At 52.1% G+C, this 20,838-nt stretch carries 24 protein-coding genes; 19 read left to right on the top strand and 5 right to left on the bottom strand.

The genetic code is table 11. The features are described from left to right. Positions 1-318 precede the first annotated feature (318 nt). The 7 genes from trxA to VEI96_10065 all read left to right on the top strand — a co-directional run bounded on the left by trxA (position 319) and on the right by VEI96_10065 (position 4,281). Positions 319-651, top strand: coding sequence for a thioredoxin (trxA, locus tag VEI96_10095; GenBank protein HXX58338.1), 333 nt, complete (start codon positions 319-321; stop codon positions 649-651). A gap of 40 nt (positions 652-691) precedes the next feature. Beyond that, on the top strand, positions 692-1,198 hold the full coding sequence (locus tag VEI96_10090; protein HXX58337.1) for a TlpA disulfide reductase family protein: 507 nt from the start codon (positions 692-694) through the stop codon (positions 1,196-1,198). Beyond that, positions 1,198-2,517 carry a signal recognition particle protein gene (gene ffh / locus VEI96_10085; protein ID HXX58336.1) on the top strand — a complete coding sequence of 440 codons (1,320 nt, stop codon included), beginning with the start codon at positions 1,198-1,200 and terminating at the stop codon, positions 2,515-2,517. The genes VEI96_10090 and ffh overlap by 1 nt, the downstream gene beginning before the upstream one ends. Before the next feature lie 60 nt (positions 2,518-2,577). Then, on the top strand, positions 2,578-2,814 hold the full coding sequence (gene rpsP, locus VEI96_10080; protein HXX58335.1) for a 30S ribosomal protein S16: 237 nt from the start codon (positions 2,578-2,580) through the stop codon (positions 2,812-2,814). 32 nt (positions 2,815-2,846) lie between these two features. Next, positions 2,847-3,077: a KH domain-containing protein gene (locus VEI96_10075; GenBank protein HXX58334.1), complete on the top strand. Its 231-nt coding sequence runs from the start codon at positions 2,847-2,849 to the stop codon at positions 3,075-3,077. 219 nt (positions 3,078-3,296) lie between these two features. Beyond that, the gene (locus VEI96_10070) at positions 3,297-3,740 is read left to right on the top strand and encodes a hypothetical protein (protein ID HXX58333.1); all 444 of its coding nucleotides are present in this window, start codon (positions 3,297-3,299) and stop codon (positions 3,738-3,740) included. Positions 3,741-3,801: 61 nt separating this feature from the next. Then, a complete protein-coding gene (locus tag VEI96_10065; GenBank protein HXX58332.1) occupies positions 3,802-4,281 on the top strand; it encodes a universal stress protein in 480 nt (159 codons plus the stop codon). A gap of 227 nt (positions 4,282-4,508) precedes the next feature. Here VEI96_10065 and VEI96_10060 read toward each other — a convergent pair whose 3' ends face one another. Continuing rightward, positions 4,509-4,883, bottom strand: coding sequence for a hypothetical protein (locus VEI96_10060; GenBank protein ID HXX58331.1), 375 nt, complete (start codon positions 4,881-4,883; stop codon positions 4,509-4,511). Between the two features lie 159 nt (positions 4,884-5,042). On the opposite strand from VEI96_10060, the gene VEI96_10055 reads away from it, so the two are divergent. The 5 genes from VEI96_10055 to VEI96_10035 are packed head-to-tail and all read left to right on the top strand — an operon-like array spanning position 5,043 to position 10,305. Next, on the top strand, positions 5,043-5,555 hold the full coding sequence (locus tag VEI96_10055) for a cytochrome P460 family protein (GenBank protein HXX58330.1): 513 nt from the start codon (positions 5,043-5,045) through the stop codon (positions 5,553-5,555). A gap of 39 nt (positions 5,556-5,594) precedes the next feature. Next, the gene (locus VEI96_10050) at positions 5,595-6,098 is read left to right on the top strand and encodes a type 1 glutamine amidotransferase domain-containing protein (protein ID HXX58329.1); all 504 of its coding nucleotides are present in this window, start codon (positions 5,595-5,597) and stop codon (positions 6,096-6,098) included. 54 nt (positions 6,099-6,152) lie between these two features. After that, positions 6,153-8,114, top strand: a complete 1,962-nt coding sequence (locus VEI96_10045) for a thioredoxin domain-containing protein (protein HXX58328.1) — start codon at positions 6,153-6,155, stop codon at positions 8,112-8,114. Further along, positions 8,114-8,998, top strand: a complete 885-nt coding sequence (locus VEI96_10040) for a hypothetical protein (GenBank protein HXX58327.1) — start codon at positions 8,114-8,116, stop codon at positions 8,996-8,998. Before VEI96_10045 ends, VEI96_10040 begins: the two co-directional genes overlap by 1 nt. Before the next feature lie 53 nt (positions 8,999-9,051). Further along, on the top strand, positions 9,052-10,305 hold the full coding sequence (locus VEI96_10035) for an Nramp family divalent metal transporter (protein HXX58326.1): 1,254 nt from the start codon (positions 9,052-9,054) through the stop codon (positions 10,303-10,305). 43 nt (positions 10,306-10,348) lie between these two features. On the opposite strand, the gene VEI96_10030 is transcribed toward VEI96_10035, so the two are convergent. Beyond that, entirely contained in the window at positions 10,349-10,990 is a 642-nt protein-coding gene (locus tag VEI96_10030; GenBank protein HXX58325.1) for a DedA family protein, read from the bottom strand. A gap of 194 nt (positions 10,991-11,184) precedes the next feature. Between VEI96_10030 and VEI96_10025 the strand changes: the two genes are divergently transcribed. The 7 genes from VEI96_10025 to VEI96_09995 all read left to right on the top strand — a co-directional run bounded on the left by VEI96_10025 (position 11,185) and on the right by VEI96_09995 (position 17,485). Continuing rightward, positions 11,185-11,586, top strand: a complete 402-nt coding sequence (locus VEI96_10025) for a hypothetical protein (GenBank protein ID HXX58324.1) — start codon at positions 11,185-11,187, stop codon at positions 11,584-11,586. A 138-nt stretch (positions 11,587-11,724) separates the two neighbouring features. Then, positions 11,725-12,213, top strand: coding sequence for a DUF5658 family protein (locus VEI96_10020; protein ID HXX58323.1), 489 nt, complete (start codon positions 11,725-11,727; stop codon positions 12,211-12,213). A 16-nt stretch (positions 12,214-12,229) separates the two neighbouring features. After that, complete coding sequence (locus VEI96_10015; GenBank protein ID HXX58322.1) at positions 12,230-12,652, top strand: hypothetical protein; 423 nt, start codon at positions 12,230-12,232, stop codon at positions 12,650-12,652. Positions 12,653-12,690: 38 nt separating this feature from the next. Further along, entirely contained in the window at positions 12,691-12,888 is a 198-nt protein-coding gene (locus VEI96_10010) for a hypothetical protein (protein ID HXX58321.1), read from the top strand. A gap of 540 nt (positions 12,889-13,428) precedes the next feature. Then, positions 13,429-15,993, top strand: coding sequence for a c-type cytochrome (locus tag VEI96_10005; GenBank protein HXX58320.1), 2,565 nt, complete (start codon positions 13,429-13,431; stop codon positions 15,991-15,993). Positions 15,994-16,180: 187 nt separating this feature from the next. Further along, positions 16,181-16,513 (top strand): hypothetical protein, encoded by a 333-nt coding sequence (locus VEI96_10000; GenBank protein HXX58319.1) that lies wholly within the window; start codon positions 16,181-16,183, stop codon positions 16,511-16,513. A gap of 75 nt (positions 16,514-16,588) precedes the next feature. Next, positions 16,589-17,485, top strand: coding sequence for an NAD(P)/FAD-dependent oxidoreductase (locus tag VEI96_09995; protein ID HXX58318.1), 897 nt, complete (start codon positions 16,589-16,591; stop codon positions 17,483-17,485). 32 nt (positions 17,486-17,517) lie between these two features. Here VEI96_09995 and VEI96_09990 read toward each other — a convergent pair whose 3' ends face one another. From VEI96_09990 to VEI96_09980, 3 genes are all read right to left on the bottom strand, one after another. Continuing rightward, positions 17,518-18,207 (bottom strand): TIGR00730 family Rossman fold protein, encoded by a 690-nt coding sequence (locus VEI96_09990; protein ID HXX58317.1) that lies wholly within the window; start codon positions 18,205-18,207, stop codon positions 17,518-17,520. A gap of 22 nt (positions 18,208-18,229) precedes the next feature. Continuing rightward, on the bottom strand, positions 18,230-19,291 hold the full coding sequence (locus tag VEI96_09985; protein ID HXX58316.1) for a DRTGG domain-containing protein: 1,062 nt from the start codon (positions 19,289-19,291) through the stop codon (positions 18,230-18,232). 61 nt (positions 19,292-19,352) lie between these two features. After that, positions 19,353-20,838: acetate--CoA ligase family protein (locus VEI96_09980; GenBank protein HXX58315.1), on the bottom strand; the 1,486-nt coding region annotated here is incomplete at its 5' end.

Below are 20,838 nucleotides of genomic sequence, written 5' to 3'. Positions count from 1 at the left end.
AGTCGACGGCGACGGCTTCGATGCTCGCTTCTTCCCCGAGTTGACCGAGGGACGAGAGATCCTTGAGATCGCCATTGACCTTGATGGCTATGGCGTTCATCCTCCTCATTCTCGTCTCGACCTCCGAGAGAGCGAGGGTGTCTTCTCTGCCGTCTGCATGGCGTATCTTAATCTCGCACCTCCGCAAAAAAATCAGTGAATATATTACCTGAAGTTCTTTTTCTATTTCAATATCTTTCTTTACGCGCGGGGCGTTTGCGTTGACAAAGAGGGAGGTCAATCAATATAATTAAAAATTCCATTCTCAAGGAGGATCTTATGGCCGAAGGCATTGTTGATGTGACTGGCTCGACATGGGATAAAGAGATTATCGAGACCAAGGGCCTCGTAATTGTCGATTTCTGGGCGGTCTGGTGCGGCCCGTGCAGGATGATTGCACCGACGGTGGAAGAACTCGCGAAAGAGTACGCGGGGAAAATGAAGGTGGCGAAACTGAACACCGACGAGAACCCGGATATCGCCAGCAGGTACAAGATCATGGGTATACCGACCATTCTCTTTTTCAAGGACGGCCAGAAAGTGGACCAGCTTGTCGGAGCGGTCCCGAAACCGCAGCTGAAGGCGAAGATAGATTCCCTCCTTGCCTCCTGACGGCATGCGGAGGCGAGTGCGGATACCCGCACATTATCATATGAAGAAACTCTGCTTGGTGGTCTGCCTGTTCGTTGCCCTCTCTGCCGTTTCGTGCAAGAAGAGTGTCAGCCCGCCTGTTGCTGATAAAGACAGGGCGCCTGATTTTACTCTCTCCGACCTTCAGAAGAACAAGATAACCCTGTCGGGCCTCAGAGGCAAGGTTGTCCTCGTCGAATTCTGGGCCACCTGGTGTCCCCCCTGCAAGGAAATGATACCGGAGTTAAATGCGGTTTATGCGAGATACAAGGACAAAGGAGTTGTGATACTGGGCGTTTCGATGGACAGGGGAGGAGATGTCCCTTCAACGGTAAGTTCCTTTGCGAAAGAGCATGCCATCGCCTATCCGGTACTCATTGACGATGGGGATGCCTCTTCTCTCTATAATGTGGCCGGCATCCCCGCGCTTTTCATCGTCGATAAAAACGGCGGGGTTGCGGGGAAACATACGGGCTTCATCCCCGGCCTTGCCGAAACCCTTTCACAGGAGATCGAGGCGTTGCGATAATGCTTGAGGCACTGAGCGAAAAACTCGAATCGATATTCAAGAAGTTAAGGGGAAGGGGTATTCTCAAGGAAGAGGATATCGATGCTGCCTTGAAGGAAGTGCGCCTCGCTCTCCTTGAGGCGGATGTGAATTTCAAGGTCGTCAAGGACTTCATCGAGAAGATAAAGGCAAAGGCGATGGGGAAGGAGGTCCTTGAGAGTCTCACCCCGGGACAGCAGGTCATCAAGATAGTCCATGCCGAACTCTGCGAACTCCTCGGGGGGACGAGCAGCAAGATACATCTCGCCCCGAATCCCCCCACCATCGTCATGATGGTAGGCCTTCATGGTTCCGGAAAGACGACGACCTCAGGGAAGCTGGCGAGACTCTTTAAGAAAGAGGGCAGGAGACCGATGCTCGTTGCCGCCGATCTCCAGCGCCCTGCGGCAATCGAGCAGCTCGAGACGATCGGAAGGCAGATAGACGTTCCTGTCTTTTCTTCCCGGCAGACAAAGGACCCGGTAACGCTCTGCGAGGCTGCTGTCAGGAAGGCGAAACTCGATGCGCAAGATGTGATGATACTCGACACCGCCGGAAGGCTCCATATAGACGAGAGCCTCATGCAGGAATTGAGCGAGATAAAGTCCCGGGTCGTCCCGGGGGAGATACTCTTCGTTGCGGACGCCATGACGGGTCAGGACGCAGTGAACATCGCAAAGAGCTTTAACGACCGCATCGGCATCGACGGAATAATCCTCACGAAGATGGACGGCGATGCACGGGGCGGTGCCGCCCTCTCCATCAGGTTCGTCACCGGAAAGCCGATCAAATTTGTCGGTGTCGGCGAGAAGATCGATATGTTCGAGGTGTTTCATCCCGACAGGATAGCATCGAGGATCCTCGGGATGGGAGACGTTCTGAGCCTCATCGAGCAGGCGGAGAAGGCCTATGACCGGAAAGAGGCGGAGAAGCTTCAGGAGAAGATTTTCGGTGAGTCCTTCACCTTTGAGGACCTGAAGGAGCAGTTGAAAAGACTTCGGAGTATGGGACCCCTGGAAAATATCCTCGGTATGATTCCGGGGTTCGGCAGAATGAAAAACGTCTCGGTGGATGAGAGGGAGTTTACGAAGGTGGAAGCGATCATAAATTCCATGACTGGAGATGAGAGGCGGAACCATTCCCTCATCAACGGAAGAAGGAGACAAAGGATAGCGCTCGGAAGCGGAACAACGGTTACCGATGTGAACCGAGTCGTGAAACAGTATGTCGAGATGAAGAAGATGCTGAAGATGTTTAAAGGGAAAAAGGGTCTGCGGATGCCGAATATCTTTCCCCGCTAGTTCTTTACTTTCGCTGAGAAATGTATTAAAATTCACTAAGCTAAAAGAGGAGGTGATTCGTTGGTTAAGATCAGATTGACGAGGTTAGGAGCCCACAAGAAACCGTTCTACCGGCTGATCGTGGCGGATTCCAGAGCGCGGAGGGACGGACCGTTTATAGAGATTCTCGGAACCTATAATCCCCAGAAGGGTTCTACAGAGACGAAGATCGATCTCGAGAGGGCGAAATACTGGTTGGAACAAGGAGCGCAACCTACTGATATCGCGAAGAAGCTTTTACAGAGGGCCGGTCTTTAGGCGGTTCAAAACTCGTATGGAGGTGGATGAAGATGAAAGAATTAGTCGAAGCAATGGCTAAGGCCCTTGTTGACAGACCCGAGGAGGTCAGCGTCAAAGAAGTTGACGGTGAAAAGACGACGGTTTTTGAACTCAGGGTGGCGACGAGTGACCTCGGAAAGGTTATCGGCAAACAGGGGAAGACTGCCCGTTCGATGCGAACTATCCTAGGGGCCGCCGGTACAAAAATAGGCAAGCGCTGCGTGCTTGAGATCCTCGAGTAACAATTAACACGGTTTGGAGTTTCAGGACGACTGTCCTGATCTCCAAACATTTCCCGGATTGTCCCCCCATGAATGTCTCTTTGTGAAAAAGCAAACGATGGTTCTCGCCGTGCTGTTGACGGTTTTTTTTCGTCTCATCAAAGTGCCTTGCATCCCCTCTTTCCTTATCTGGACGTTCTCTTGACAGATGACCTGCGGAACAGATACTCTTGTTAATCCATGGAGAATGCGGATGGAGAAAAGCTTTTTGAAAAGGGTTTGCAAGCCCTCGCCCGGAATGACACCCTTGCCGCACTCGCATATTTTGAGAGGGCGGTTCATGTGGAGGACCGCCCTCTCTATTCTTCCCACCTTGCTTTCTGCATAGCGAAGGAGCGTGGTCAATATCAGCTCGCGGTAACCCTGTGCGAAAAGGCGATAGCGAAGGAGCCGAGAAGCTCTGTTCACCGTCTCAATCTCGGCAGGATATACGTCATCGCCAAGAAGAAGTCTGACGCGATAAGGACCTTCCGTGAAGGGTTGCAGCACGAAAAAAATCCGCAGATCATCGAAGAATTGGATCGACTCGGGACGAGGAAACCGCCGGTCATTCCCTTCCTGAAGAGGGAGAATATCATCAATAAGTATCTCGGCATCGCTCTCCATAGGATCGGGCTGCGATGAAAAAAGGACATGTCTTCGAGGAGAAGGGAGACGAGAAACGGACTGAAGGAGGTCGGGAGGAATGAAAAATATCTTGATTGCCATCGACGACTCGCCGTGTGCATTGAGAGCCGTGGGGTATGTGGGCCAGCAGTTTTCGGGCATGGGAGATCTCGAGATAACCCTCTTTCACGTCCTGCCGTACGTGCCTGCCGGTTTTTGGGACGACGGCCACATCCTGACCGCAGGGGAACGGGAGGAGAGGAAGAAGGTCGTCGACCGCTGGTTGTCAAATCAGACCTTGAAACTCGATCCGCTCTTTCGGGAGGCAGTCAAGATACTGACCGGAAAGGGTATCGGTCAGGAGCGGATAACCATCAGGTCAGTGTCCGACTCGACCGATGTGGCGGGAAGCATTCTCGAGGAAGCGCAATCTGGGGGATATCAGACTCTTGTCATGGGGCGGTGCGGCAGATCTCAGGCTGAACGGAGACTTATGGGCAGCGTTACAACCAAGGTCGTCAACCATGGGGCGGGTATCGCCGTCTGTATTGTCGAGTAGGGAAGCTCCCTTCCGCATTCCGACTGAGGGACCACGGGGGAAGTGGGAAGCACCTCCACCCGAGAGATGACAATCTGGCCGTGTGAGATCTCTCAGGTCCTGCTTTAAATTTGAATATATGCATTAATCTCTCTTTCAAAGTCCTCGACGGTCCTGAAAGGTATCGTATGCAGTCCTTCGAGCGAAGCCCGTTCAACGTTGCCCCTATTGTCGTCGATGAAGAGGACCTAAGTCCCACAGCAGAGCAGAGATCTCTGAACACGGAGAGATCTCTCTTCGATTTTCTCAATCCGGTCTCTTAATGTTTTCGCATATGCAATCATTCTTGGCCGCAACACAAATCTTTTCAGGACTTCTTCCCTGAGTTCGCTGTCGCTCCCCGTAATGCCCGTTCTCTCCCTGACGGCATTCCAATATGTCCCCTCGCCGCACAACCCGGTAACATAGCCTGTCTCGTGGATGAGTTCACTGGCGATCGAAAAGAATCTGTCGGGGTCAATCCCCTCTTCCTTTCCGATGGCCTTCAGCCCTCCCTCGAAACCCTCCTCCGCAATGACACCTCCAAAGTCAAAGAGAACAGCCTTTATCTCATCTTCTTTCATGTATCATGATAGCACCAAAAAGATCGATGGCCAACATCAGGGGGAGCAGCGAGAGAACGGACGATTGACTTTTCCCCCCGCGGCGATAGAATGTGATTAGGGTCAAGCGGATGACGGAAGTCCTCGCTCGTAAACTTCCGGAGATGAAAGGAGGAGGAGATGAAAAAGATTTTGAGCGGTCTCTTGGCGCTGGCGATCGTCAGCGGATTCTGCCTGACGGCATATGCGATCCATGAGATCATACCCTCGGAGACGCGGGTCGCTGAGCCGGAACCTGACGCGGAGAAGCTTAACGAGTACATCGTGAAATATAACCCCTACCGGGCGTGGGAACTCTGGCCGGGGAAGGGGCGGCTCTATAAGGGAACGGAACCCCACGGCGCATTCCTCACAACCTTCGTGAATCCGGCTGCATACTTTTCGGTAAAGAACCGTTCGGGCATGGCCGACGGCTCTCTCATCGTCAAGGAGAACTACGGTGCCGACAAGAAATTTGTTGCCCTTACCGTAATGTACAAGGTGAAAGGCTATAACCCCGTGGCGGGAAACTGGTTCTGGGCAAAGTATGCGCCTGATGGGAAGGTCCTGGCATCGGGAAAGGTCGATGCCTGCATAGGCTGCCACGGGACAGAGATGAGTAACGACTATATCATGACCGGGGTGGTGAAATAAGAGAAGCCATCACGGAACGAATGAACGGAGAAGAACCCCATGAAGGCATTAATGTTGAGCGCCGACAATTTTGAGGACACGGAACTCCTCGTTCCCTATTACCGCCTGAAGGAGGAAGGGATCGATGTGGATGTTGCGTCTCTGAAGAAAGGCAGGATAAAAGGCAAGCACGGTTATGATGTGGATGTGACGAAAACCTTTCGGGAGGTCGATACCGACGACTATGACATCCTCGTACTTCCAGGCGGAAAGGCGCCGGAAGCCGTAAGAAGAGAGGGCGAGGCGATCAGGATTGCGAAAGATTTTTTCCGGAAAAACAAACCCGTTTCCGCCATATGCCACGGGCCGCAGACGCTGATATCGGCAGGGTTGCTGAAGGGAAGGCACGCGACCTGTTACCGGTCCGTTGCTCCCGAGATGAAGGAAGCGGGAGCCCTTTACGAGGATAAGGAGGTTGTGGTTGACGGGAATCTTGTGACATCGAGGGAGCCCTCCGACCTGCCTGCTTTTCTGAGAGAGACAATGAAGAAGTTGAGGGGATGAAATGATCGGCAGAGGGCGGTGCTTCCTCGGGAGCGATTCGGGTAACCCTGAAGCATGAACAGGCTCGCGGACGAAAAGGCCGCTTACCTGAGGCACGCCGCCCATCAAAGGATAGACTGGTATCCCTGGTCGGATGAAGCATTCGAGAAGGCACGGAGAGAAGATAAGCCGGTATTTCTGAGTTCGGGTGCGATATGGTGTCACTGGTGCCATGTGATGGCGAAGGAGTGTTTTGAGGATGACGAGATCATAAAACTCCTCAACGAGAATTTCATCAGCATAAAACTCGACAGGGACGAAAGACCGGACATCGACAGGAGATATCAGCATGCCGTCGCCGCTATGGGATCCGGAGGCGGCTGGCCGCTGAGCGTTTTTCTCACCTGGGAGAGAAAGCCATTTTTCGGCGGAACCTACTTCCCTCCCGATGACAGCCTCGGAAGACCCGGGTTCAAGAGAATACTAAAGGCGCTGAGCGAATTTTACCGGGAAAAAAAGGATGAAGTTTCTTCCTATGCCGAGAAGCTGCACGCTCTCTTGAAGCCTCGGCCGACGGTCTTGGGGGACGTGCATGAGTCGATGCTACACGAAGCGGGCAAAGCGATTCTCTCGCATTTTGATCCCGAACACGGCGGTTTCGGGACAGCCCCGAAGTTTCCTATGCCGGGCGCGACAGAGTTTCTCGTGAAAAGATCTTTTTACGGCAAGGATGATTATGCGGTCTACGCGGTCAAGAAGACCCTTGAGTCGATGGGGAAGGGGGGCGTTTACGATCATTTGGGCGGCGGGTTCCACCGGTATTCGACCGATGAGGCCTGGATCATCCCTCACTTCGAAAAGATGGCCGATGACAACGCATGGCTCTTGAGGAACTATATTGATGCCTACTGCGCCTTCGGGGAAGAGTTTTTCAAGGCCATTGCGGAGGGCATAGTCAGATTTGTGAGAGAGGTGCTCTCCGACCCTGACGGTGGGTTCTACGCGAGTCAGGACGCTGATGTCACACCCGACGATGAAGGCGGTTATTTCACCTGGACAGACGATGATTTCAGGAGAGTCCTTACCGAAACGGAATACAAGGTGCTTTCGATGCATTTCCTTCACAAGAAGGGGTCGATGCACCACGATCCGTCGAAGAAGGTCCTCTTTGTCTCGATGGAACCTTCTCAAATCGTAGAAAAGACGGGAATGGAACTGGGGCAGGTCCTAGCAGTGCTGAAAGAAGGCAAGGAGAAACTCTTCAGGGAGAGGGGGAAAAGAGAGCAGCCATTCGTCGACAAGGCACTCTACACATCTCTCAATGGCATGTTCATTACCGCTTTTCTCAAGGCATTCAGGGTTTTGAAAAAGAGGGCGTTAAAGGACTTCGCGCTCAAGAGCCTCGAAATCATCAAAAGAAAGTATCTTGTCGACAGAGAACTCTTCCATTCGGAGGGCGTGAAAGCACAGCTCGACGACTACATCTATTTTATTGAAGCGCTTACCGAAGCGTACGAGGTTACCGGAGAAAGGGCGTATCTCAGCCAGGCGGATGAACTCATGGAATCATGCATCGGGAGATTCGGTGACAAAGGCAGAGGGGGTTTTCTTGATACTGAAGATATCGTTCTCGGCACGAGGCTTAAGGGGATAGAAGATATTCCGCATCCCTCGTCAAATGCGGTCGCCGTGATCCTTCTGGACAAGCTTTCATCATTGACGGGAAAGGAGAAATACCGTCACTTTGCACTCGACTCATTACGCGCTTTTTCTCTGAAGGCGGGGGAGCTGGGTATTCATGCGGGATACTATTACTGCTCGCTCGACGCCTATCTTCATTCCCTTACGCTATCGGCAGAGGTAGCTCACGAAAGTGAACTTGCGGAGGCCGCTCTTTCCTTCTGCCGCCCCCACGTCAATATCCGATACGGGGAGGATAAGGGGGTTGTCGTTCCTTGCCGGAAAGGCAAATGCTATGAGCCGATCGATACTCCTGAAGGGCTCAGGGTGTTTCTCGGGAAGCCGCTCAACGATTGATGCCGACTTCCGACAGGAGAAATCACGATAAACTCCTCTCCCGCTTTCAGGCCATAATCGTCCGGAAGGGTATCACCCCTCGTGCAGTGGGCCTATTCAGGGAGATCGTCCATGAGCGGTTCATGAGCAATCCCCGAGACCTTCCCTGGAGGAGGACCCGAGACCCCTACAGGATTCTCGTGTCTGAAATCATGCTCCAGCAGACTCAGGTCGCGAGGGTAATCGAGAAGTATAAGGTCTTTATCGGGAGATTTCCGGACTTTTCCTCACTGGACGAAGCTCCATTAAGAGAAATCCTCAAAGTCTGGCTGGGCCTCGGCTATAACAGGCGGGCCATGGCCTTGAAGGAGATTGCGCGGATAGTCGTGAATTCATTTCACGGAAGGCTGCCACGCGCGGAAGAGGATTTGAGAAAGCTCCCCGGTGTAGGGAAATATACCGCTGCGGCAATTTCTGTCTTTGCCTTTGGAAAACCCGCTCTCTTCATCGAAACGAATATCAGGAGGTTGTATATCCATTTCTTTTTCGGGGATCAAGACAACGTGAGGGATGCCGATATCATGCCTCTGATAGAAAAGACGCTCGATGCCTCCAATCCGCGACAATGGTACTATGCACTCATGGATTACGGCGTCATGCTCAAGACAATATCGGAGAATCCGAACAGGAGGAGCGCTCATTACGAGAGGCAGTCTCCCTTCAAGGGGTCCGACAGGCAGCTCCGGGGCAGGATACTGAAGACGATTATTGCTGAGTCTAAAATCTCTGAGACTGCGATAATCCGGAGACTCAGCGAGCAACCTGAAAGAGTGAGAGCGATTATCGCCCGGTTGGAGAACGAGCGGTTCATTCAAAAAAAGGGTGAGAAGCTTATCATCCGGTAACGACCTGCCAAGGTGCGATTGCGGAGAAACGCAGAGACGTCTACAATAATGTCATGAGCGGCTTTTTGAAGCAGCGTTCAGGATCGGGGGCGATCGCGATACTCAGGTATATGGGCCCAGGGTTTGTTGTGACCGTGGGCTTTATCGATCCCGGGAACTGGGCATCGAATCTGGCGGCGGGATCATATTTCGGATATTCCCTCCTCTGGGTGGTCACACTTTCCACACTCATGCTGATCGCACTCCAGCATAACGCTGCCCACCTCGGTATCGCCACGGGACTCTGCCTTTCAGAATCGGCCACAAAATATTTCGGACAATGGGTGAGCAGGCTCTTTCTCCTCACAGCGGTCCTTGCATCTATCGCTACTGCCCTGGCGGAGATCCTGGGGGCTGCAATTGGCCTGAAGATGCTCCTTGGACTGCCGCTTTACGCGGGTTCTATCCTTTCCGCCTCTTTTGCCGGAGCGATGCTCTTTTCGAAGAGTTACAAGAGACTCGAAAAATGGGTTATCGGCTTTGTCTCTCTCATCGGAATCTCTTTTGTCTTCGAACTGAGTCTCGTGAAGGTCGGATGGAACGAGGCGCTAAGGGGCTGGTTCATCCCTTCTCTCCCATCCGGCTCTCTCCCGCTTGCGATGAGCGTGCTCGGAGCCGTGGTCATGCCTCATAACATTTTTCTGCACTCCGAGATTATCCAGTCCAGGCAATGGAACATCGAGGGGGAGAAGGTCGTCAGGAACAGGCTGAGATTCGAATTCCTGGATACCCTTTTGGCGATGCTCGCGGGGTGGGCGATAAATAGCGCCATGATTCTTGTCAGCGCTTCGGTCTTTCATGCCACGGGAATCAACGTTACGGAGCTTCCCGGTGCACAGGCCGCCCTGAGACCTCTCCTTGGGAATGCAGCTGCCGTCGTCTTCGGCCTTGCCCTCGTCTTTGCCGGACTCTCCTCTTCAATTACCGCGGCGATGGCAGGGGGTAGTATCTATGCCGGGATCTTCGGGGAACCTTTTGACCTTTCCGACAATCATTCGCGTGCAGGAGTTCTCCTGACCCTCTCCGGTGGACTGGCGGTAATTTTTTTCCTCAAGGATCCCTTTCAGGGTATCATCTGGAGCCAGATCGCCTTGAGCATCCAGCTTCCCCTTACGATTGCGGCCCTCATCGTCCTGACCTCTTCTTCACGCGTCATGGGAAGGTTCGCAAACCCCCGCTCCCATAAGATCTTTCTCTGGATATCCGCGATCATCGTCTCCTTTCTAAACGTGATGCTCCTCATACAGATGGTCTCAGCAGGACTGTGAGATGAAGGAGGTCTACGCTTTCAGAGAGGAGGGAAAGGGATTCTCATACTGATTGACGGCGGTGGCGAAGAAATTCGATGACCGCCGGCAGCAGAGAAATGATGATGATAGCGAGGATCACAAAGGTGAAGTTCTGTTTCACGGCAGGGAGGTTGCCGAAATAGTAACCTCCGAACACAAAGACGCAGACCCAGGCTATACCGGCGGTGACATTATAGATCGAGAACTTCCAGTGGTTCATAGACCCTATACCGGCAACGAAGGGAGCAAAGGTCCGGATGATCGGAAGAAATCTCGCGACGACGATCGTCTTGCCGCCGTGCTTCTCATAGAAACGGCGTGCACGGTCGAGATACTCCTTGTTGAGTAAACGAACCTTCTCTTTGTGAAACACCTTTGGGCCGACGAAGTGTCCTATCCAATAGTTGACCGTATTCCCTGCCACAGCAGCGACGCTGAGAAGAGCGACAAGCGATGCAACTTCTAGGGAGCCGACAGCCGCAAATGTGCCTGCTGCGAAGAGCAGGGAATCCCCTGGGAGAATCGGCGTGACAACGAGACCGGTTTCGCAGAAGATGATGAGAAAGAGGATTGCGTATGTCCACGTGCCGTAATTCCGGATGATGAGATCGAGATGTTGATCGAGATGGAGAAAGATCTGAATGAAGTTACTCAATAATTCCATAAATCCTCCATGGTCTGTTGCCGAGAACTAAAACCGGGAGAAGAATCGGAAACATGGGAAGTAGTTTAACAGATTAGTTGTATAATAGACACGCTTTCGCTAAAATGAGGGAGTTTCCATTAATTATCATCCTTTGCTCCTCGGAATGAGGAATTGGACGAACCCGATGATTCATCAGAACCGGAGGTGAAAGAATGAAACCAGTGAAGATTTCTCTGTTCTCTCCCGTCACGATCGGACTAATATTCTCCTTTGCCTTTGCTGCCGGAGACGCTGAAAAAGGGAAGGCGATGTTCAATGACCCGAAGTTGAGCGGTGCTACATCAGGAAAGACATGCGGTTCCTGTCATCCGGATGGTAAAGGCCTGGAGCAGGCTGCGGACAAAAAAGAGTGGAAGACCCCGGCGGGTTTTTCTAATACCCTCGAAGATACGATCAATATTTGCATCACCGTGGCATTGAGGGGCAAGGCACTTGATCCGAAGTCACCGGAAATGGCTAATATGGTGGCATACATTAGATCCCTGAAAAATAAGGCCGGGGTGTCGGAGCAAGAGAAGCCGAAGGCAAAGAAGAAGCCTGCGGAAGGTTGTTAAGAGATATGATGAGGATATTGGTCTCCCTCGGCGTTGAAAGAGAATCGCGTTGATACGGTTCCCGACCCCTCATCTCTTTCACGAATCATCCGCAAGAGTCATAGGAACTCGTTGACAGATCCAGAAAGATGAGAGAGAATGAATGCAAAGGATTCGGATATGACCAATTCCTCTGAAATAAAAGAGAGACGTTCCGCTCCCGACAGGAGGAATTGCCCGACGCCCTTTGCAAGCAGACACACATTCCGCGGCGGCCAAAGGAGGACAGTCAGGAGGGGTACGGACAGAAAAAAGCATCTCTTTGTTGACCTCTACAGTACCAAACTATGGATAGCCCTTCTCACCGTGACTCTTCTTTCACTCATCGACGCTTACTTGACCCTGACCCTGATCGAAATGAAGATTGTCGCTGAGGCGAATCCGGTCATGGCCTTCTATTTGGGCTATGGCGACAATCATTTCATTGTTGTGAAATTCCTGGTCACCTCAGTTGCGCTCTTTTTTTTATGCCTCACTCAGGATTTTGTCGTCTCGAAAATTGCCTTGGCGATTGCGATAGTCTTTTATCTCTGTGTCATAATCTATGAGGTGCAAATCCTCTATGCGTTTCAGTCTGGTCTAAGTTGAGCCTTTGGTGAGTAATATGAACAGCCGCGATCATTTCGAGCTTTTCAGATACCTCCTGGAGCAGATGTGTCTGTCCGAGGAGGACCTGCTCTTTGTGTCGGACATTTCCGGCTGGTGCAGAAAGCACGATATCCCAGAGACCGATCGGGAAAAGCCCTTCAAGTTTCTGCCGCAGGGAGCTGATGGTTGCAAGATGCTGGTGCGGGAGGAGATTTCGGAGACGGTTATAGAAGAAAGGATAAACGCGTTGCGCGTCAGAGACCAACTGAAGAGCATCGCTGACGACAGGGGAGATAGGCTCAATTCGGACCGGAAGAAACTTGCATACCTTTTTCTCATCGAATATGCTGCGGGTCTTCCGGACATCGGGGATGACGAACGGGCTGCTGATGACTGGGCATTCGGGGAATTGGAGAGGTTCGGTTTTTTCAAGACCTGAGTGAGGGTTCAAAGGGCTTGCCAAGAGGAGGAGAAGATATGGTGAAGGTGAAGACTTTCGGGATGGAGATCCGGCCCCTCAAGACGATGCATGAACTGGCAGATCTCGATGAGGCTGTCAATAAGTTCATATCCGAAAAGGCCGTGAAACGGGTGATTTCGGTTTCTGACGTCGCGACGACAGATGACACCGGTGAGACGATCGGAATTATACGCGTGCTGTGCTACGAGCTTTAAGCGCTCGCCTGTCTCCTCATTAGGATGATAGGAGATATTCCTCAGGCATTTTAGGATACTGCTTCGTGGCATGGCAGATGGAAGCCATGCCTTCTTCCCTCCGCCTCAACCGGCCTGAGCGCCTCCGCGGCTCTCAGAGTTTTTTTATAAGAATATCCTCATTAAGGTCTTTTCTTCATACGGGTTTTTTGTCTTCTGCGTCCCTGTTATGGAGTTGCACGGCAATGCAACGATGCCTTTCAATCCATCCTCGGAAGTACCTTAATGGTTCAAAAGTGAACAGTAAATGGTGTTTCCTAGCTGCCGAATCTATTTACAAGTGACTAATAATTAGTAAATTTTAATTCTACTTGCATATCCTAACTATCTAAATTTATTAAGGAATATTAATTGGACTTTGGCCGGTCTCTTGGTTAAGATAATTGGGAAACAGAATAATTAAATAAGAGGTACTTCGATTTGAGTGAGAGAGGAGACTTGACAGTTATGAGAAATAGAACTTTGGAAACTTGTCCTTTAAATATAAAGAAAAAGGAGGAAATGATGAAGAAAATGATGAAGAAGAAGTTTCTCAGCATTTCAGTGATAGTTGCAGCGTTTGTTGTAGGAATTATAGGGGGTGTCCCAAGGGCGAACGCTCTTGGGACTTATCTGACCGCCTTTAACACCAAATATAGCAAGAGTTGGGATTGCGGGGTCTGTCACCTCGCAGTAACCGGGGGCGGAGCCAGGAATTCTTACGGAACTGCCTTTGGGAATGTTTCGACACATTCCTCAGATCCAAGCGGAGCGATGGATACCATAGCGAATTCGGCGTCACCATGCACCGGCTACACATTCTTGCAGATGATCAATCAGAACCTTTACCCCGGCGGCCATGGCGGTACACTTGTGTGTCCGACTCCCTCACCTACACCAACTCCGACTCCTACACCTACCCCAACTCCAACACCTACACCCGCTGCGACCCCAACTCCTACTCCAACTCCAGATGCGGGTATGCTGGCACCGACCGGCCAAAATCAGTTTCCGTTTGCCGGGATAGTATCTCCCCTACCATCTGATGATCGTGCCGCATCTAGGCCTCTTGGCGTCGGTCCTATTGCCAATGGAGGTTCTACCGTTGAAGTGATGGCGGCACTCAATGCATCGTTGAGCTTTGTAGACATTTACGTAGCGTTCAGCGTCTCGACTGACCCGGGCAACCTCCATATCCTGAACCCCGACGGCAGCTTGCAGGTAGTCCCCTTCAGCGTGATCCTGCAGGCGATAGCAAACGGGACGCTTCCTCAAGGAGTCGGAGCGTGGATGTCTAACACCATGAATGCGATAAATGCGGTTCTTCTGGGCAGCACCTCGATATCACAGATACCGCCCGGAACATACACTATCTATCTTATGAGAACCCCTGCGGGAAGTCTCGCCAATTTCGATATCTATTCGACAGGTTTTACTTCACCTGATGGCTCAGCCCTTTACGCTCAGAACTGCGAGGTATGTCACGGACCTCTTGCGACCTCGGCAAAAAGGGGAAGGACTGCTGCCCAGATCCAGGCGGCCATTAATGGGGGGGTCGTTAGCATGAGTGGTCTCACCGGCCTCACTGCAGCGCAGATTCAGGCTATTGCCGACGCACTCAACCAACCGGGTTCGGCGTCACTATCTTCGCCTTCTCAACTTCCCATGCAAGACCCGCCGGGCAGGATGAACCTCTCCTTCCCTGCTGTGTCAGCTCCGTTTGTGAGTGCAGACCCGACTCAGGCGATGCCTGTCGGAATAGGGCCCGTGGCTACGGGGGGGACGACCATGAAGATAGAGGTAAGCATGGGCGAGTTCCTTGGTCCTATGGACATCTTTGTGGCGTATAGCGTATCAACGGATCCTACGAACCTCTATATCATGAGAGCAGACCACAGCATTCAGGTAGTCTCTTTCAACGATGTCTTGCAGGCCTTGGCAACCGGGGTCCTTCCGCCGGGTGTTGAGCCGTGGAAGAGCGATACCATCGGGCCGATAGACGAGGTTCTTTATGACAGCACGCCGGTGTCGGGACTCCCTGTCGGCACCTATAGTATCTATCTGATGTCGGCACCGACGGGCAGCCTGGCGAATTACTATCTCTGGAAGACCGGATTCAGCGTGGCAGGACTTGACGGCGGAGCACTCTATACTCAGTATTGTGCCGGGTGTCACGGTTCGATTACGGCTTCCTCAAAGATAGGTGTTACGGCAGCCCAGATCCAGGGAGCTATTAATAATATCCCTGCCATGGGCGGACTGAGCGGTCTTTCTTCCGCGCAGCAACAGGCCATCGCCGACGCGCTCGCTCAGCAGGCTCCAAACGCCCACCCGAAGGATCCGCCGACTGCTCCAACTTCAACTGATGGTGCCACGCTCTATTCCCAAGTTTGTTCTGGTTGCCATGGCCCGTTAGCTACCTCCGCGAAGAGGGGGAGAACTGCAGCCCAGATCCAGGGAGCACTGAATAGCGTCGGTGCCATGAGCGGCATCAGCCTCACATCAGTCCAGATACAGGCGATAGCAACTGCCCTTGGCTCTACGGCAACACCTACACCCACACCCACACCGACATCTACACCAACACCGACACCAACGCCGACTGCGACTGACGGAGCGACGCTTTACGCACAGAACTGTCAGGGCTGTCATGGCCCGCTGGCAACCTCTTCGAAGAAGGGGAGAACAGCCTCACAGATTCAGGCAGCTATTAATAGCGTGAGTGCGATGAGCGGTCTCAAGAGTCTCACCTCTTCTCAGATTCAGGCGATAGCTTCGGCACTGGGCTCTACTCCAACTCCTACTCCTACACCCACTCCTACACCTAAACCGACACCAACACCGACGCCCACGCCCACGCCTAAACCTTCACCAACACCGACGCCTACGCCGACGCCTACACCAACGGCAGGAGCGACGCTTTACGCACAGAACTGTCAAGGCTGTCATGGCCCGCTGGCAACCTCTTCGAAGAAGGGGAGAACAGCCTCACAGATTCAGGCAGCTATTAATAGCGTCAGTGCGATGAGCGGTCTCAAGGGTCTCACCTCTTCTCAGATTCAGGCGATAGCTACGGCACTACAGTAACGACTTATGAAGATAGGGTAACTTGGATCTCGTTTAGATCGGGGGCAGAAATGCCCCCGTTTTTTTACTCTCGAATGTAATGGTCCCTCTCTTTTTTGCTATACTCAAAAACAATCGATAATCGGAAAAGCGCCGAAAACAGGAGGCTGGCATCTGTTTCCGCGGCCCTCATGGCAAGGAAGAGAAAATGAGCATTCACAGAGAGGAATCCGGCGAACCCCGTGTCCCCCTCGCGAGGAATGAGACCATTCGCAAGGAGATCATGTGTTTCCTCGAAGGCCGGACCGTCTCTGCGAGGGAAATATCCGCCGAAGTGAAGATTCCCGAGAAAGAGGTTTATGAACATCTGGAACACATCCAGAAGACCTCGCACAAGGCGGCTCATCATCTGATCGTCGTCCCTGCGGAATGCCGGAAGTGCGGATTTGTCTTCAAGAAGAGGGAACGCCTGAAAAAGCCGGGGAGGTGTCCCGTCTGCCGCGGCGAGTCGATTCAGGAACCTTATTTTTCGCTCCAGTGAGGAGCGTGCGTGGTTCTTGCCCCTTCCTCTCTTTCCTGATAGACTTTCCTCGAGGAGTGAGGAGCTGTTGTTATCATGGGAGAAGAGACACTCTATGATTGCATCATAATCGGCGCCGGTCCGGGGGGCCTTCAAGCTGCCATCTATCTCGGAAGGTTTAACAGGAAGGTTCTTCTCATAGACAGGGAAGGGGGGAGAACATCACACGCGCGAAGCATAGAGAATTTTCTCACCCGGAAGGCGATTTCGGGAAAGGAGATCATTGAACTCGGCCTGGAACAGGCGCGGAGTTTTAACGTCCAAACCGAAAAGGGTCTTGTCACGAAGGTCGTTAGAAAAGATAATCACTTCGAGGTATCGACGGCCGACGGCACATACCACGCGAGATTCGTCATCGTCTCCTCCGGCGTTTATGACAATCTTCCCTCTATCGGGAATCTGTATAAATTTCTCGGTGACGGTCTCTTCACCTGCATCGACTGTGACGGCTACAAGACGACCGGAAGGAAACTGGTCATCATCGGAAATTCCATAAAGTCTGTCCACCTTGCCATAGCCATGAAAACGCTTTTCACGAAGGATACGACCCTTGTCCTTTACACTGACAAGGCTCCTGAAGAATATAAGGAGGTATTGAGAGATGAACATATTCCTTTGATCATCGGAAGGCCCGCTAGAATCATGGGAGACGAAAGGATCGAGGCGCTTGAACTCGAAGGAGGAGAAAGAATCGCCTGCGAAGTGATCATGTCGCATTTCGGGTATAAATTGAACGACCGCTTTCTTTCAGAACTCGGCCTGAAAAAGGACAGAGACGGTTTTAAGTATATCACGAGCCATACCTATGAATCCTCTATGAGCGGGTTATATATTGTCGGTCCCTTAAACACCGGAACCGACCAAGCCGTCATTGCGGCCGGTGAAGGGGCGGTTGCGGCACTTGACGTGAATAAAAGGCTGCTCGAATTCTGAGGGATACCGGAAGACCGGGTATCTCCGAGAAGTCATTCTCTTTTCTTTGTGCTTTTTGGTCTTTTCTTAGGTTCGGGCTTGACGCCGCCGAAGACCCGGTAATGTTCGTTGATGAGGAATCGAACCTCTTCAGGCTTATCAACCAAAGAAAAGAGTGCGAAATCCTCTTTCCGGATGGTGCCGTTCGGTACGAGGGTATTCTTCATCCAATCTATGAGACCAGCCCAGTATCTCGAACCGTAGAGGATTATCGGAAAGGACTCTATCCTTTTCGACTGAGCAAGGGTGAGCGCCTCGAACAGTTCATCCATGGTACCGAAGCCGCCGGGGAAGATAATATAGGCTATCGCATACTTGACGAACATGAGTTTCCGTATGAAGAAATAACGGAAGGAGAGGCTGATGTCCTGGTATCGGTTCGGATGCTGCTCCGACGGTATCTCTATGTTGAGGCCCACTGAATGGGCCCTGCCTTTCTTGGCTCCCTTGTTCGCACCTTCCATAACGCCGGGGCCGCCTCCGGTTATGATGGCGAAGCCGTCATCGGCGAGCAACTTCGCGAGGACAACGGCATCGTCATAGTATCTGCTGCCCGGCAAAAGCCTTGAGCTGCCGAAAATAGATACCGCGGGACCGAGATTATGAAGGGTTTCAAAGCCCTCAACGAGCTCCGACTGAATTCTGAAGACCCTCCATGTTTCCGATGTCTTAAGATCTTCCATAAGCACTCTCCTCTCAAAAGCGTTAGGGACGAGCCGGCAGCGCCTTCAGGAGCCTCGCGTAATCGAAGTCTTCCAGGATCTCCCCGACCCTTGCCACCTTTTTTTCTTCACGGATACCGATCCTCCCTAAAACGGATTCTATCTTCTCTATGGTGGTGAAGGTGTCATCCTGTACAGCGATGAGAGGGATACCCTTCACCTGAGCCTTTCCGATGATAACATCGTTGACATGAAATCCCCCCGTTAGGATAATACATTTCGTTGAGGTCTCCATGGCGGCGAGCTGTATATCAGCCCTGTGAGCTCCGGTGATGACCGCCTTGTTCGCTATTCTGCGGAAGTGCGTAAGAGCGCTGTCGACATCCATCGCGCCGATCGAAAAGTTCTCCACAAATTCTTCGAGCCTTTCGGCGCAGCAGACCACATTCCCCTTCAGAGTCTCATTCAGCTGCCGTACGGATATTGACTCGAGGAGGCTATCCTTTTGAAATACTCCGAAAATTGCGATGCCCTTCTTCTCGACGAAGGGCTTGATCTTATCCCGTACATGATGCATCACGTTCGACTTTACCCTGTTGATGACCCCGCCGAGGAATCTCTCTCCGAAGAGCCTACTTCCCCCCACGAGGGCATCTATTGAGGCCTCGCCTCTCCATGATTCGACCATCAAGACATATGCCTTCATTTCCCCTATAAGGCTCAGGGCGTCAAGATTGAGTGTCGAGCCTTCAAGAAGGTCACCGGCGCCGCCTATGATGACGAAGTCCCTCTGTTTTTGCATGCCTAGGGCATCCATGATCCTTTTTCGTGTATCCACAACATTTCCATCGAATAGGTGATTTTCTGTCTCGTAACTATAGACGAAAGGCGAGACGGCATCAAGGGGTTCGGGTAGGGAGAGCGTCTCCTTTATGAAGACCGCGTCTTCATCGTAGAGGTTCGCCCCCCTCTTGACCGGTCGCCTGCCGAAGGGTTTTAAGTACCCAACGCTGTAGCCTTGTTTCGAGAGGTTTAGGGCAAGGCCGAGAGAGAGGAAGGTCTTACCGGTGTAGCTGCTATTGGATGCGATGAATATCGGAACCATGGGTCCTCCTTAAAACATAAAGTACAACATTACTAATTGTGATACAACTAACTGTTTATAATTAATTATTGCCATATCTCTTGAAGGCTATTCTCGCATCGAGTCCGAAGGCCCCCCTGTTCAGAACCGCAAGCGGGTTTATGTCGAGTTCGCGTATCTCGGGAAAATCATTCACGAGGGACGATATGCCGAGTATCCCCTCGACAACCGACTCTATGTCTACGGGCCTTTCCCCGCGAGCACCCTTCAAGAGTGCTCCTGTCTTAATCTCATTCAGCATGGACAATGCGTCCCTCCGTGATACAGGAGCTATTCTGAAGGCGATGTCTTTCAGGACTTCAACATAGATCCCCCCCAGTCCGAACATGATCATGTGTCCGAAGCTTCTGTCATAGGAAATGCCGAGTATGACCTCTCTGCCGCCCTTTATCATCTCATAAATCATGACGCCGTTAATGAATGCTTCGGGCATGAGCCTCCTCACATTCGATGTTATCTCCCTGAATGCGTCTTCAGCAGCCCCGTCGGAGTTGATGTCCATCTTTACACCACCCACATCGGTCTTATGAAGGATATCAGGGGAAGATATCTTCATGACAACAGGAAACCCGATTCTCTCTGCTAATGCGGAAGCCTCTTTTGCGGTTCGCGCGAGCCCCCTTTCGGGAAAGGTGAAACCATAATGGGTGAGGATTTCCATGGCCGCATCTTCACCTATCTCATATCTGCCCGAGCGGAGCGCGCCGTCTATAATCGATCTTACAGGGGCCGTTTCCGATCTTCTTTCTTCTATCGGATCTTCACGGGTCTCCTTCCAGACAGAGTAACCGGATAGTTTCTTGAACGCAGCTACCGCGACCTCAGGGTAGGGAAAGCACGGTATCGCATTAGCCTTCAGCTTTTCTATGGACGCCCGTATCCGCAACTCCCCGATGAAGGAAGCGATGACCGGTTTTTCGGTCCTCTTCGCTGCCGCAATGACGATATCAGCCGTCTTCTCGACGTCTGTCATCGCCTGAGGAGTGAGTATCACGAGGACGCCGTCGATGGTATCGTCATTGAGGGCCTTGTCCAGCACCGCAGAGTATCTTTCAGATGTCGCATCCCCGAGGATATCAACAGGGTTGTAAAGGGACGCGCTTGGAGGGAGGTGAGGGGCTATGGCATGTATCGTTTCCCCTCTCAGCTGTGGCAGTTCGATATCCAACCTCTCCGCGACATCTGCGGCGAGTATTCCGGGGCCCCCGGCGTTTGTGAGAATGAGCAGCCTCTTTCCTTTCGGCAATTTTCCCGATGAAAAGGCGAGAGCGCTGTCAAAGAGGTCCTGAATGCCCTGAGCACGGATAATCCCGGTCTGCATGAATGCAGCGGCAAACGCCGCATCAGAGCCTGAGAGGGCACCGGTATGAGAGGATGCCGCCCTTGCACCCGCCTCGGTCCCTCCCGATTTTATGAGGATGACCGGTTTCCTCTTTGTCACCTTCTTTGCCACATCCATGAATCGTTTTCCATCGACAACGTCCTCGATGTATCCGAGAATCTCATCC

The sequence above is a fragment of the Thermodesulfovibrionales bacterium genome (assembly GCA_035622735.1).
GTDB lineage: Bacteria > Nitrospirota > Thermodesulfovibrionia > Thermodesulfovibrionales > UBA9159 > DASPUT01.
This window is presented reverse-complemented; position numbering and strand designations above follow the sequence as displayed.

What these genes read in the sequence shown, in the direction of transcription:
- trxA (HXX58338.1), top strand. Translation starts at nt 319, where the DNA reads ATGGCCGAAGGCATTGTTGATGTGACTGGCTCGACATGGGATAAAGAG.
- VEI96_10090 (HXX58337.1), top strand. Translation starts at nt 692, where the DNA reads ATGAAGAAACTCTGCTTGGTGGTCTGCCTGTTCGTTGCCCTCTCTGCC.
- ffh (HXX58336.1), top strand. Translation starts at nt 1,198, where the DNA reads ATGCTTGAGGCACTGAGCGAAAAACTCGAATCGATATTCAAGAAGTTA.
- VEI96_10075 (HXX58334.1), top strand. Translation starts at nt 2,847, where the DNA reads ATGAAAGAATTAGTCGAAGCAATGGCTAAGGCCCTTGTTGACAGACCC.
- VEI96_10070 (HXX58333.1), top strand. Translation starts at nt 3,297, where the DNA reads ATGGAGAATGCGGATGGAGAAAAGCTTTTTGAAAAGGGTTTGCAAGCC.
- VEI96_10065 (HXX58332.1), top strand. Translation starts at nt 3,802, where the DNA reads ATGAAAAATATCTTGATTGCCATCGACGACTCGCCGTGTGCATTGAGA.
- VEI96_10060 (HXX58331.1), bottom strand. Translation starts at nt 4,883, where the DNA reads ATGAAAGAAGATGAGATAAAGGCTGTTCTCTTTGACTTTGGAGGTGTC.
- VEI96_10055 (HXX58330.1), top strand. Translation starts at nt 5,043, where the DNA reads ATGAAAAAGATTTTGAGCGGTCTCTTGGCGCTGGCGATCGTCAGCGGA.
- VEI96_10050 (HXX58329.1), top strand. Translation starts at nt 5,595, where the DNA reads ATGAAGGCATTAATGTTGAGCGCCGACAATTTTGAGGACACGGAACTC.
- VEI96_10045 (HXX58328.1), top strand. Translation starts at nt 6,153, where the DNA reads ATGAACAGGCTCGCGGACGAAAAGGCCGCTTACCTGAGGCACGCCGCC.
- VEI96_10040 (HXX58327.1), top strand. Translation starts at nt 8,114, where the DNA reads ATGCCGACTTCCGACAGGAGAAATCACGATAAACTCCTCTCCCGCTTT.
- VEI96_10035 (HXX58326.1), top strand. Translation starts at nt 9,052, where the DNA reads ATGAGCGGCTTTTTGAAGCAGCGTTCAGGATCGGGGGCGATCGCGATA.
- VEI96_10030 (HXX58325.1), bottom strand. Translation starts at nt 10,990, where the DNA reads ATGGAATTATTGAGTAACTTCATTCAGATCTTTCTCCATCTCGATCAA.
- VEI96_10025 (HXX58324.1), top strand. Translation starts at nt 11,185, where the DNA reads ATGAAACCAGTGAAGATTTCTCTGTTCTCTCCCGTCACGATCGGACTA.
- VEI96_10020 (HXX58323.1), top strand. Translation starts at nt 11,725, where the DNA reads ATGAATGCAAAGGATTCGGATATGACCAATTCCTCTGAAATAAAAGAG.
- VEI96_10015 (HXX58322.1), top strand. Translation starts at nt 12,230, where the DNA reads ATGAACAGCCGCGATCATTTCGAGCTTTTCAGATACCTCCTGGAGCAG.
- VEI96_10010 (HXX58321.1), top strand. Translation starts at nt 12,691, where the DNA reads ATGGTGAAGGTGAAGACTTTCGGGATGGAGATCCGGCCCCTCAAGACG.
- VEI96_10005 (HXX58320.1), top strand. Translation starts at nt 13,429, where the DNA reads ATGATGAAGAAAATGATGAAGAAGAAGTTTCTCAGCATTTCAGTGATA.
- VEI96_10000 (HXX58319.1), top strand. Translation starts at nt 16,181, where the DNA reads ATGAGCATTCACAGAGAGGAATCCGGCGAACCCCGTGTCCCCCTCGCG.
- VEI96_09995 (HXX58318.1), top strand. Translation starts at nt 16,589, where the DNA reads ATGGGAGAAGAGACACTCTATGATTGCATCATAATCGGCGCCGGTCCG.
- VEI96_09990 (HXX58317.1), bottom strand. Translation starts at nt 18,207, where the DNA reads ATGGAAGATCTTAAGACATCGGAAACATGGAGGGTCTTCAGAATTCAG.
- VEI96_09985 (HXX58316.1), bottom strand. Translation starts at nt 19,291, where the DNA reads ATGGTTCCGATATTCATCGCATCCAATAGCAGCTACACCGGTAAGACC.